The organism is Streptomyces sp. NPDC001406 (genome assembly GCF_042895285.1).
Classification (GTDB): domain Bacteria; phylum Actinomycetota; class Actinomycetes; order Streptomycetales; family Streptomycetaceae; genus Streptomyces.
In genome coordinates, this window is record NZ_JBIAWG010000028.1 from 1 (window position 1) to 11,834 (window position 11,834).

Consider the following 11,834-nt stretch of genomic DNA (forward strand, 5'->3'; position numbering starts at 1 on the left):
GTGCCACTTCGCCTACGACGACGAGGAGACCTGCATCCACGAGGTGCGCTACCTCCTCTCCCTGCTCCCGCAGAACAACCGCGAGAACCCGCCGCACGCCGCGACCGCCGACCCGGCCGACCGGCGCTGCGAGGCGCTGCTCGACCTGGTGCCGATCGACGGCAACCGGCCCTACGACATGGCCAAGGTGATCGAGGAGATCGTCGACGACGGCGAGTACCTCGAGGTCCACGAGCGCTGGGCGCGCAATGTGATCTGCGCGCTGGCCCGGCTGGACGGCCAGGTCGTCGGCATCGTCGCCAACCAGCCGCAGAGCCTGGCCGGTGTCCTGGACATCGAGTCGTCGGAGAAGGCGGCCCGGTTCGTGACGATGTGCGACGCCTTCAACATCCCGATCACGACCCTGGTGGACGTGCCCGGCTTCCTGCCCGGCGTCGGCCAGGAACATGAAGGCATCATCCGGCGCGGGGCGAAGCTGCTGTTCGCCTACTGCAACGCGAGCGTGCCGCGGATCTCGCTGATCCTGCGCAAGGCGTACGGCGGCGCGTACATCGTCATGGACTCGCAGGCGATCGGTGCGGACGTGACCTACGCCTGGCCGACCAACGAGATCGCCGTCATGGGCGCCGAGGGTGCCGCGAACGTCATCTTCCGGCGGCAGATCGCCGCGGCCGAGGACTCCGAGGCGATGCGGCGTCAGATGGTCGAGGAGTACAAGGCCGAGCTGATGCACCCGTACTACGCGGCGGAGCGCGGCCTGGTCGACGACGTGATCGACCCCGCCGAGACCCGGCAGGTGCTGATCAGGTCACTGGCGATGCTGCACGCCAAGCACGCCGACCTGCCCTCCCGCAAGCACGGCAACCCCCCGCAGTAGCCGACCCGCAGTAACCGTCCCACAAAGACACCGCACCGTCCGGTTCTCCTCAAGAAGAGGACCGGACGGTACTTTTTTTCGTCGGGAATGTGGCAGAGTTGAGGCTTCGCGGGGGGTCCACGGGAGGGCTCCCAGCCAATTTGCCCGGCCGACGCTGGCCTAAAGCCGCGCGACCGGTATGATATTGGCCGACCGTTCGTGCTGTTCTTGGCTGTACTTGTCGTAGGGAGACGGCGTTGGACATCGACGTACTGGGGGCCCTGGCGGTGCGGGAGGGCGGAGTGCCGGTCACTCCCACCGCGCCGAAACAGCGTCAGATGCTGGCCCTGCTCGCGCTCAACGCCGACCACGCCGTGCCCGTCACGGACCTGGTCGAGGAGCTGTGGGAGGGGCGGCCGCCGCGCAGCGCCCGTACCACCCTGCAGACCTACGTCCTGCACCTGCGCGACCACATCGCCCGGGCGCTCGCCCTCGCCGCCGAGGAGCCGGGGGCGCGGGACAGGCTCCCGCGCGGCGCCAAGGACGTCCTCGTGACCCTGCCCGGTGCCTATCTGCTCGCCGCCGGCGGCGGCAGCAGCGATGTGCGCCGGTTCGAGAAGCTCGCGGGCGAGGGCTACCGGGCCATGGACGCGGCCTCCTACGCCGAAGCCTCCGCCCGGCTGACCGAGGCGCTGAACCTGTGGACCGGGCCGGCGTTCGCCGACATCCAGCAGGGCACGCTGCTGGCGCGCGAGGCCAAGCGGCTGGAGGAGAGCCGGCTGTGCGCGCTCGACCAGCGCATCGAGGCCGACCTGCACCTCGGCCGGCACCGCGAACTGCTCGCCGAACTCATCGTGCTGACCAGCCGTTACCGCACCCACGAGAACCTGCACGCGCAGTTCATGGTGGCCCTCGCCCGCTCCGGCCGGCGCAGCGAGTCCCTGCACGTCTACCGGCAGCTGCGCACCACGCTCGTACGGGAGCTCGGGCTGGAGCCGTCGCCCCGGCTGCAGCGGCTGCAGCACTCCATCCAGGTCTCGGCCGCCGAGGTACCGGGAGAGGCGGCCCTGGCGGCGAGCTGATCCACCTCCCTCGCAGGAGCGAGTCGGCGGCCCGTGGATCACCCCGGACGGCGATGCGGTCGCGATGAACCCGCCTGCACAATGCGCAGACGGCCACCCGGGAACCGACCTTGGAGACGCCACCATGACCGCTGCCTCGCCCCCGCCGGGGCACCCCGTCCCGCAGATGCCGGCCGCCGACGTGCTGGCCGAACTCACCGCGCTGCTGGCGGGTTTCGTGGCTGTCGAGGCCCAGGCCGTCGACGCCGAGGAGAGCTTCGCGGTGCTGGGGCTGGACTCCCTGCTGAGCGTGGGGTTCATGGGCGTGCTCAACACTCGCTTCGGCACCTCGGTGCCGCCGGACGCCCTCTACCAGTACCCGACGCCGAAGGCCCTGGCCGACCGGCTGGCCGCCGAACTCGGCGGTGCCGCATCCGACCCGGCCGCATCCGACGCGGCCGCATCCGACCCGGCCGTGCCCGTGTCCGCACCGGTCCCGGCCGGGGACCACGACGGCGACGTCCTCGACCGACTGCGCGGCCTGCTCGCGCGGATCCTCGGCTGCGCACCGGACGACATCGAGGCCGACGTCCCCTTCGTCCTGCTGGGCCTGGACTCCATCCTCTCCGCGCAGTTCGTGGAAGGCGTCAACCGGATCTGGGGGCTGCGCGAACCCACCGCGCTGCTCTACGACCAACCCGACCTGGCCTCGGTCGCGGCGTATGTCGCGGCCAACTCCCGTGCGGGTGGGGGTGATTCGGCGGCCGGGGACGTGGTGTCGCCGGTGCCTGCGGAGGCGTCGGTGTCGCCCTCGTCGGCCGCGTCGGCCGCATCGGGCGCTTCGGGCGCTTCGGGCGCGCAGGTCGACCTGGAGGCGTTGCTGGACGCGGTCCGTGACGATCTGCTCAGCGTCGACGAGGCCGCCGCCCTGCTCGGCACCCGGCCGGCCTGAGGCGCGGAGCGCTCCGTATCCATGGACAGCCTGGAGATACTCACACGGTTCAAGGACGGCACCCTGGAACGCCGGCAGGCGCTGGAGCTGCTGGCGGGCGCACCGGACACACTGGAGGCACCGGACGCTCCCGCCGTGCCGCGTGTGCTGCCCGTGCCGTCGGTGGCGCCGGCCGCGCCGGCCGTCCGGCCCGAGCCCCTCGCCTCCGCCGACCCTCCCGCCGACTCCCCGAGCGCCGGATGGTGTGCCGTCGTGGGACTGCAGGGGCGCTGGCCCGGGGCCGACGGTCCGGAGGCCTTCTGGGAGGCGGAACTGCGCGCCCGTGGTGCGGCCGTGCGGGAGAGCGTCCCGGGCGGCGTGGACGCTGTCGGCCCCGAACGGGTCGGGGCCAACCCCGGTGAAGCGGCGCGCATGGACTCCCGTGAGCGGCTCCTGCTGTCCGGCGCCCGGCAGGTCCTGGAGGGTGCCGGGTACGCCGGTGCCCGCCTCGACGCGCTGACCGGCCCGGACGGCGAGCGCCGCAGTGTTGGGGTGTTCACGGCCGCCGGCGCCGCCCGCCTCTCGCGCATCCTGGATCTGCGCGGACCCAGCCAGGACATCGACACCGGGCCCTCCTCGTTCCTCACCGCCCTGCACCTGGCCCTCGGCGCGCTGCGTGCCGGCGAGTGCGCGGCGGCCCTCGTCGCGGCCACCGAGCCGGGCGCCGGTGGTACGACCGCCGTACTGCTGAAGCCACTTGGCGCCGCGCGCGCCGCCGGTGACGTCGTGCACGCCGTCGTACCGGCCAGCGCGGTGGGGCATCCGGGGCGCGGTGCGCACCCCGCGCTGCGCGACCGGCTGCGGCGCCGGGCCCTGCGGGCCGCCGGGACACCGGCCGCGCAGGTGCAGGTCGAGGAGGACGGGTACGGCGCCGGGGCCGGGGGAGCGGGACAGGCGGCGGCAACCGCGCTGACCCGCGCCGTCCTCCAACTGCGCCACGCCACCCTGCTTCCGGGGCCGGGCCGGCCGCGGCCCGCCGTCTGGGAGGCCGGGCGCGCTCCCGAGGGGGGAACCCTGCCGCGCACGGTCCTGGTCGGCGTGCACGCGCCGGACGCCCAGCACGCCGTGGTGGTGCTGCGCGAGCCGGACCCGGACCCGTCGCCCGTGGCGCGGGCACCGGGGGAGGACGACGGCGGGCCGCACCTCGTGCTGCTGTCGGCGGCCACCCCCGGGCACCTCGCCGCCACCGCCGAACGGCTCGCCGCCTGGCTCACCGACCGCGAACGCGTTACCGGCCGCGGCACGCCCGGCGTGCCCGCCCTGGCCGCCGTCGCCCGTGAACTGAGGCTGGGCCGGGCCGCGCTGGAGTGCCGTCTGGCGCTGGTGGCGTACGACACCTCCCAACTCGCCGCCGCACTGGCCGCGTTCGCGGCACGGAGCGGCTCCGAGGACCCGCCGGACGGACCGCCGGTGCACAGCGCGGATCTGCGGGACCCGCCCGCCGAACCGCTGCTGCTCGCCGGACTTCCCGAGACCCGCGCCTATGTCGACGCCCTGTGGGAGGGGCGGCGCTTCGAGCAGTTGATCCGGCTGTGGCTGGCCGGTGTCGACGTCCTGGGCGCGGGCCGCACCCACCTCGTGGGACCGGTGACGGAACTGCCCCCGAGCGCGGCATGGCCCCGAGGAGCGCAGACGTGACGGGTGCCGCACAGGAGGCGGACACGGCCGAGGTCACCCTCTGGCTGTGTCCCAACGACGGGCTCAGCCCCGAGATCGCCCGGCTGCTCGCCGAGCACTGGCTGGACGCCCAGGAGCGGCGCACCGCGGGGAAGTTCCTCTTCGAGCGCGACCGTCTCCAGTATCTGATCGCCCACACCCTCGTACGGCGCGCCCTGGCGCTGGAGGCGGGGCTGGCCGAGGCGGAACTGGTCATCTGGCGCTCGGCACGGGGGCGGCCCTTCCTGCGGCCCACCTCCGATCTGGTTTCGCGCGGCGGGCGGGTGCTCGACTTCAACCTCTCCCACGCGGGCGGCTACAACTTCCTCGGCATCGTGCGTCAGGCCCGTATCGGCGTGGACGTCGAGCGGATCGCGGAACGCGACGAGAACGCCGTCGCCACCATCGTGAACGCCATCTCGCCGCAGGAGCGCGACTGGGTGCGGGAGGCCGACCCCGGGCCCGAGCGGGACCGGCGCGCGCTGCGGGTGTGGGTGCTGAAGGAGGCGTACTCCAAGGCGCGCGGCCTTGGCCTCGGCATCCCGTTCGACAGCTTCGTCTTCACCCTGGACGAGGAGGGCGGAGTACGCGCCTTCGCACCGCCCGCCGACGACACCGGACGCCCCTGGCGGTTCCTCGAACTGGAGCCGGTGCCCGGGGTGCTGGTCGCCGTGGCCGTGCCCGCGGACGGGAACGAGGAGGCCGTCGTCCACCTCAACCACGGCTTCCCCTGGAGCCGGTCGGCACCGCAGAGGTTCCTGCTGCCCGAGCCCGTGGGAGGAGACACGTACGCCGCTGCCGCGTGACGGGCCGGTTTCCGGAAGGACACCAGGAAAGGGCGTGACGTTCTTCGGCGCCCGTCTTCCGCGTGCACTTCATCGCTATTTCGATGTCTGCCGTAGGGGCTTGTGCGGAAATTCTCAAGTTATTGACCCGGCGTGTTGATCGAAATTCTGAAAGACCTTGCCAACGCTCGACGGAATGTTGAATTCCGCACGTCCTGGCCGGTCTGACGAGCAAGTATGTGACACTCGCACAGTTGCTCTTGAAAGGGCCTGATCGAAAGCGCAATACCGCCCATGGGACTTCGCTTGAGAACCGCTAGAGGAATTGACTGGAAGAAGGGGAATGCCGCTAGCTTGCCTTGAAGTGGAGGCACAATTCTGGCCACTGGAAGGAAAGAGACAAGGAACTCGACGAGTACGGAGGAGACCGTGAGGATTCAGGTTCTGGGTCCGTTGAGTGCCGAGGTCGACGGGGGATCCATCGTTCCGTCCGCGAGCAAGCCGCGGCAGATTCTGGCACTGCTTGCCCTCTATCCGGGCCGTGTGATGCCCGTACCCACGCTCATGGAGGAGATCTGGTCTACCCGGCCGCCGCAGAGCGCGCTGACCACCCTGCAGACCTACATCCTCCAGCTGCGCAGGCGCCTGGGCACCGCGATGGGGCCCGGCGCGCCCGGCCGCGCCAAGGAAGTCCTCGCCACCCGGCACGGTGGCTATCTGCTGCAGATCCCCGAGGAATCGGTGGACGTGCACGACTACGAGCGCCTGATCCGCGAGGGACAGTCGGCCTTCGACGTGGGCGACAGCGAGGTCTCCGCCGCCCGCTTCGGGGCCGCGCTGAACCTGTGGCGGGGCCCGGCGCTCGTGGACGTGCGGGTCGGACCGATCCTCGACATCGAGGTACGGCGGCTGCAGGAGAGCCGGCTGGTGACCGTGGAGCGGCGCATCGACGCCGAGCTCAGGCTCGGCCGGCACGCCGAACTGATCGCCGAGCTCACCGAACTGACCGCCCGCCACCCCCAGCACGAGGGCCTGCACTCCCAGGTGATGGTGGCGCTGTACCGGTCGGGGCGGCAGGCGTCGGCACTGGAGGTCTACCGCAGGCTGCGGATGCGGCTGATCGACGAGCTCGGGGTCGAGCCCTCGCCCCAGCTGCAGCGGCTGCACCAGGCCATGCTGGCCGTCGACCCGCAGCTGGACGTCCTGGCGGGCCCCCGGCACACCTCCACGTTCGACCTGTTCGCGGCGTGAGCCCCGGCTGCGGAGAGGGGAGTTCGCCGTGCGCATCCTGAGACAGCTGGACAGCCCCCTGGACGGACTGCTGCGGCGGGCCGCCGCCCGTGCGGGCGACCGGCCGGCCGTCACCACCGAAAGGGACCCCACCGAGGGCGCCACCACGACATTCGAGGCGCTCGACCGGGAGGCCGACCGCATCGCCCACTGGATCCACGGCGCCCTGCGGCGGGCGGACTCCGCCGTCCTGGTCGCCTGCGCCCTGGACGCCGCCTTTCCCGCGCTGTACTTCGGCGCGGTGCGCAGCGGGCGGCTGCTGGCGCTGCTCGACCCGGCGGCGGGATCCGCGGCCGCCCGCGAGCTGTGCACGGCGGCCGGGGCCGAAGTCGCCTTCGTGCCCGGCCCGTTGGCCGAGCGGCTCACCGCGGAGGCGGAGGAGGGGCGGCTGCCGTCCCTGCATACGATCGTTGTCACCGACGGTGACAACGATGGCGCGGCGGGCGCGACCGGGGGCGGTGCTCGCCGTTTTGGGTACGGTCCAGGCTCCGCCGGAGCGGACGAGGAGCGGTCCGGCTCCGCGCTGTCCGTGCCGCTGGCGGACGCCCTGAACGCCGTACCCGGTACGCCGTTCCGGACTCCCGTCGGTGACCTCGACGCGGTGGCCTGCGTGCAGCTCGTGCCGCATCCCGCCGCGGGGCTGCGCGAGGTGCGCCTGAGCCACCGCAATCTGCTCGCCAACGCCGCGCAGATCGCCGTGGCCCATCAGCTGGACCCCGCGAGCGTCGTGGTCAACCAGATGCCTGCCTACCACCCCGCCCTGCTCGGCGCCGCCGTGCACGCCGGGGCCGAGCAGGTGCTGGTGAGCGATACGGACCCGTGCGCGGGCATGACCGTGAGCCGCGGCCGGCAGGCCACCCACTACTACGGGCTGTCGACCCGGCTCGCCCGGCTCGCGGAGGACGAGCGGCTCGCCGACCACCGTACGGTCCTGCCCGGCGGCCGTCTGAGGGCCGTACTGTCCGCCGGCGTGGCCCTGGAACCGGTCGTCGCCCGCCGCCTCGGGGACACCCTGCGGGTGCCCGTGCTGCAGGGCTACGGCGTCGGCGGGCTCAGCGCGCTCTCCCACGTCCAGGCGCCCGGGGCACGGCCCGAACGGGGCGCGGTGGGCGTGCCGTTGCCCGGGACCGAGTGCCGGGTGGTCGACCCCGTCACCCGGGCGCCCGCGCCGGTGTGGTCCGACGGCGAGGTGGAGATCCGCGGCCCGCAGGTGCCCTCGGGCCGTGCCGACGGCTGGCTGGCCACGGGCGACGTCGGCTACCTCGACCTGGACGACCAGCTGCACCTGGTGCGCCGGTCCGGCTCCCCCTTCGCCTGCGGCGACGCCGTCGTCGCGCCCGGAGTGGTCGAGCGCGTGCTGCGCCAGGACCCCCGCGTGGCGGACTGCGCCGTCGCCGACGACCCCGATCCCGTCACCGGCTCGTCGGTGTGGGCGGGGGTCGTGCTGCGGGAGGAGGTCCGCGACGCGCCGGACATCCTCGACGCCGTCGCCGAACGCGCCAACGCCCAGCTGGGACCCGGCGAGCAGATACGGCGGCTCGAAGCGGTCGAGGCGCTTCCCCGGAGGATCGGGGTGAAGCCGGTGCCGCGGATGCTGGTGCGGCAGTACCTGACGGCGGCCTGAGGGTTCCGCGGCCCTGTTCGGCGCTGCAGGGCGCGTGCAGGGCGGCGGCCTCCTCGCCGAGGCTGGGCAGAATCGTTTCTTCGACTGGTCGCGCCTACTGCTTGGGCCAGCCGATGTCGTCCTCGGACTGGTCCTGGACCGGTTCGGCGGGCTGGGGCGCGGTGAGCCGCGCGGCCTCCTCGTCGCCGGGGGACACCTTCGCCGTATCGGCTGCGGAACGCGTGCTCGCCCGCGGCATCATCATCGACCCCCTGGAAACGGAAAAAGGGCAGGAACCGGCCCCCGGGCAGGAGCCGGGCAGTTCGAGAGCCTGCCGGGAACCGCTGGAGAAGTGCTCGAAGAACGTACGAGATGCGTACGAGGACCGCTGCAGGGCGGCGGCCGGGCGGTGCTGGGGCGGCGGCTGAGCCCCCGCTCAGGGGCGGCCCGGGAAGAGGGTGAGCCGAGGGGTCCGGCGCGGAGCGGGGGCCGGGGCGTCCCGCATGATCCTGGTCGCGACCGCGCCTACGGCCCGCAGCCGCACGTGGCGCAGCGCGCGGCCCAGGAAATGGGGTGAGGGCATGTCCTGCTCCTTCATCGGCCTGTTTGGCAACTGTTTGCCACACAGCCTGTTCAGGCTTGCTCGAATGCACGCGGAGCGGCGCTGGACAGGGGCCGAAATTCTGGAATGCGTCTTGAATTCCGGCGGAATGCGGGGGAGTTGTCTTGACCCCCCGGGCGGCCGCTGGCGAACCTCGATTCCGGGTAATTCGAGAAGGAGGCACTGCCGTGGCCAGCAACAACAAGAACGTGCCGAACAGCGAGCCGGAGGCCGTCACCGACGCCCTGGCGGACGTGGACGCGGAGGCCGTCCTCGGCAACATCGCCCTGCAGTAGGGCGTACCGCAGCACGGCAAGGAGGGAGGGGACACCCGGCGGGGTGTCCCCTCCCTCCTTGGCTCGCCCGGCCGTTGGGCCGGCTCAGCTGCTCACGAGCGCCACGCACATCCCGCCCAGCGCCAGGGCCTGCAGGGCCACGCGGGCGTTGATGACGCTGTCCCAGGTCCGCTGGAGCCCACGGGCGTCGGGGGCGACCCGGCAGTCCAGGGCCGCGCCGGTGAGCTCCTTGTTCACCGGGGCGCTGACCTTGTTGTAGATGGCCAGCCACACCACCAGGGACACGGCCGCGACGCCCGCGGCCACGGCCGGCACCGCCTTGCCGTCGACGGCGGCCACGGCGACCGTGGCAACCGTCGCCACCAGCCCGAACACGCCCGGTACCGGCATGCGCTGGTCGCCGAAGCGGTGGGTCTGGCCCATGGCGCTGGTGAGCACCACGTCGTCGACGTGGGCCATGGCGGGCCGCTGCACCAGGGCGGAGAAGACGTCGGTCCCGTAGACCACCGCGTTGGCCATGGTGGCTATCACGGCCAGCGTTTGCAGGAGCGCTTCCATCACACACAACCACCTTTGTGGGTCTGCCGGTTGGCATGTGGTCCTGAGCCACACGGATATGTCGATGCTAGATACTCTTTCGAGACTATATTGGTCGCCGCTCTGAATGCTAGCGTTGACAACAACATTGTTCCGTCGGGGACTTCGCACCGGACCTGCGCCCGGACAGAGCCACGAGGAGATCAAGAGATGGCCATAGGACGTGCCCGTCGCATACTCATCGCCGGCGGAGGGATCGGCGGCCTGGCCGCGGCCCTCGCACTGCAGCAGAGGGGGTTCGAGACCGTCGTGTTCGAGCGGGCCGAGTCGCTGCGCGACGGCGGCGCGGGCCTGCACATCTGGAGCAACGGCGTCCTCGCGCTGGACTACCTGGGCGTGGCCGAGCAGGTCCTGCGGGTCGCGCCCGTCCAGCACGTCACGCACTTCAGCACCTGGCGCGGCGAGGTGCTGGGCGCCTGGCCGGTCGGTGACTTCATCGAGCGGTACGGGGCACCCACCATCGCCGTCGAGCGGTCCGAGCTGCACGGTGTGCTGCGCGACGCCCTGCAGGGCTCGCCGCTGCGCACCGGTGCCCACGTCGTGTCCTTCGACCAGGACGCGGACGGGGTGACGGTGCACTTCGCCGACGGCGGCAGCGAGCGCGGCGACCTGCTGATCGGCGCCGACGGCATCCACGGTGCCGTGCGCGACTGCCTGTTCGGGCCCGCCCGCAACCGCTTCAGCGGCTACATCGCCTGGCGCGGCCGGGCGCCGATGGAGCACGCCGACATCCCGCCCGGCACCTTCAACGCGATCTTCGGACCGGGCACCCGGTTCACGTACTACGACGTCGCGCCCGGCCTGGTGCACTGGATGAGCGTCGCCAACGGGGCACCCGGCGGGCGCGACAAGCCCGGTACGGCGCGGGCGATGCTGCTGCGCCGGCACGAGGGGTGGGCCGGGCCGGTGGCCGACATCCTGCGGGCCACGCCGGAGGAGTGGATCCTGCGTGGCGACGTCGAGGGCCGCAAGCCCGAGCGCGAGTGGGGCCGGGGGCGGGTCACGCTGCTCGGCGACGCCGCGCACCCGATCACCTTCAACATCGGGCAGGGCGCCTGCCAGGCGCTGGAGGACTCCCTGGTGCTCGCCGAGTACCTCGACCAGCCGGGCGACCCGGTCGCGGCGCTGCGCCGGTACGAGACCGAGCGGCGGGCGCGGACCGCTCCGCTGCAGAAGATCGCCTGGCGGATCGGGAAGATGGGCGCGGTGGAGAACTCGCTGCTGATCAGGATGCGGGAGTCCTTCATGCGCAAGAACTGGAACACGAAGGCCTTCCAGGCGGCTGAGCAGGGGCAGGTCGCGTATGGGATGCGGTGGGCCAAGCGGGATGCCTCCCGGCGGGCTGCGGCTCCTACTACGGCGGAATAGGTACGGACGGTTCGGAAAGCGCGGGTCGTCTGTGGCTGGTCGCGCAGTTCCCCGCGCCCCTGATGGGCTGCGCCCGTCATCGGCGCGGGAGCCGGCTCGCCGTCTCCACGCCGATCGACGGGTCCAGTGCCTCCCAGACCCGGTGTTCCGGTGGGAAGTTCAGGGCCACCAGGGTGTTGACCAGCATGCCTCGGGACATGAACCAGGACGTGTCGTCGGGGTCGGCGCCCAGGGCCAGGTGGACCTCCTGCCACAGGCTCTGCCAGCCGGCCCGGACCGTCTCGCCGAACTCGTGGTCGCCCGCGGCCTCCGCGCCCGCCACCGCGGCGTACACCTGCATCTGCATCAGGAGGCGTTCCGGCTCCTTCACGATGACCCGGGTGTACGCGATGGCCATCGCGTGCCGCGCCTCCTCGCCCTCCAGGCCCTCGGCCGCGCCCGTCAGCAGCCGTGCGGTCTCGGCCACGCAGCGTGTCGCCGCGGCGAGGAACAGCGCCCGCTTGCCGGGGAACAGCCGGAAGAGGTACGGCTGTGAGACTCCCGCGCGCCGCGCGATGTCCTGCGTCGAGGTGCCGTCGTACCCGCGGCGGGCGAATTCGATCATCGCCGCGCCGACCACGGCCGTCCGCCTCTCCTGCGCGCTCATCCTCGGCATGGCAACACGCTCGGGTGTGCCCGCCCGCCGCGTCAAGGAAAACCGGCCGAATCCGTTTTCGAGACACATTCAAGG

12 protein-coding genes are annotated in these 11,834 nt (G+C 72.4%); 8 read left to right on the plus strand and 4 right to left on the minus strand.

Annotation, left to right across the window (positions count from 1 at the left end; translation table 11 throughout):
* The 7 genes from ACFY1J_RS42760 to ACFY1J_RS42790 all read left to right on the plus strand — a co-directional run.
* Window positions 1–877 (plus strand): acyl-CoA carboxylase subunit beta (locus tag ACFY1J_RS42760; RefSeq protein WP_390733097.1); only part of this gene is annotated, 877 nt, incomplete at its 5' end.
* A 236-nt stretch (window positions 878–1,113) separates the two neighbouring features.
* Window positions 1,114–1,938 (plus strand): BTAD domain-containing putative transcriptional regulator, encoded by an 825-nt coding sequence (locus ACFY1J_RS42765; RefSeq protein WP_390733098.1) that lies wholly within the window; start codon window positions 1,114–1,116, stop codon window positions 1,936–1,938.
* A 124-nt stretch (window positions 1,939–2,062) separates the two neighbouring features.
* Entirely contained in the window at window positions 2,063–2,869 is an 807-nt protein-coding gene (locus ACFY1J_RS42770) for a phosphopantetheine-binding protein (protein ID WP_390733099.1), read from the plus strand.
* Between the two features lie 21 nt (window positions 2,870–2,890).
* Window positions 2,891–4,546: a beta-ketoacyl synthase N-terminal-like domain-containing protein gene (locus tag ACFY1J_RS42775; protein ID WP_390733100.1), complete on the plus strand. Its 1,656-nt coding sequence runs from the start codon at window positions 2,891–2,893 to the stop codon at window positions 4,544–4,546.
* A complete protein-coding gene (locus ACFY1J_RS42780; RefSeq protein WP_390733101.1) occupies window positions 4,543–5,370 on the plus strand; it encodes a 4'-phosphopantetheinyl transferase family protein in 828 nt (275 codons plus the stop codon). Before ACFY1J_RS42775 ends, ACFY1J_RS42780 begins: the two co-directional genes overlap by 4 nt.
* Window positions 5,371–5,778: 408 nt before the next feature.
* Complete coding sequence (locus ACFY1J_RS42785) at window positions 5,779–6,600, plus strand: AfsR/SARP family transcriptional regulator (RefSeq protein ID WP_363301356.1); 822 nt, start codon at window positions 5,779–5,781, stop codon at window positions 6,598–6,600.
* Between the two features lie 28 nt (window positions 6,601–6,628).
* Window positions 6,629–8,263 (plus strand): class I adenylate-forming enzyme family protein, encoded by a 1,635-nt coding sequence (locus tag ACFY1J_RS42790; RefSeq protein ID WP_390733102.1) that lies wholly within the window; start codon window positions 6,629–6,631, stop codon window positions 8,261–8,263.
* 94 nt (window positions 8,264–8,357) lie between these two features.
* Here the strand turns inward: ACFY1J_RS42790 and ACFY1J_RS42795 are convergent, their stop codons facing one another.
* The 3 genes from ACFY1J_RS42795 to ACFY1J_RS42805 all read right to left on the minus strand — a co-directional run bounded on the left by ACFY1J_RS42795 (window position 8,358) and on the right by ACFY1J_RS42805 (window position 9,697).
* Window positions 8,358–8,507, minus strand: coding sequence for a hypothetical protein (locus tag ACFY1J_RS42795; RefSeq protein ID WP_390712932.1), 150 nt, complete (start codon window positions 8,505–8,507; stop codon window positions 8,358–8,360).
* Between the two features lie 171 nt (window positions 8,508–8,678).
* Window positions 8,679–8,825, minus strand: a complete 147-nt coding sequence (locus ACFY1J_RS42800) for a hypothetical protein (RefSeq protein ID WP_390712933.1) — start codon at window positions 8,823–8,825, stop codon at window positions 8,679–8,681.
* Window positions 8,826–9,223: 398 nt separating this feature from the next.
* On the minus strand, window positions 9,224–9,697 hold the full coding sequence (locus ACFY1J_RS42805) for a DUF1772 domain-containing protein (RefSeq protein WP_390712934.1): 474 nt from the start codon (window positions 9,695–9,697) through the stop codon (window positions 9,224–9,226).
* Window positions 9,698–9,886: 189 nt separating this feature from the next.
* On the opposite strand from ACFY1J_RS42805, the gene ACFY1J_RS42810 reads away from it, so the two are divergent.
* The gene (locus ACFY1J_RS42810) at window positions 9,887–11,104 is read left to right on the plus strand and encodes an FAD-dependent monooxygenase (RefSeq protein ID WP_390712935.1); all 1,218 of its coding nucleotides are present in this window, start codon (window positions 9,887–9,889) and stop codon (window positions 11,102–11,104) included.
* Window positions 11,105–11,180: 76 nt separating this feature from the next.
* Here the strand turns inward: ACFY1J_RS42810 and ACFY1J_RS42815 are convergent, their stop codons facing one another.
* Window positions 11,181–11,759, minus strand: a complete 579-nt coding sequence (locus ACFY1J_RS42815) for a TetR/AcrR family transcriptional regulator (RefSeq protein WP_390712936.1) — start codon at window positions 11,757–11,759, stop codon at window positions 11,181–11,183.
* Window positions 11,760–11,834: the final 75 nt, after the last annotated feature.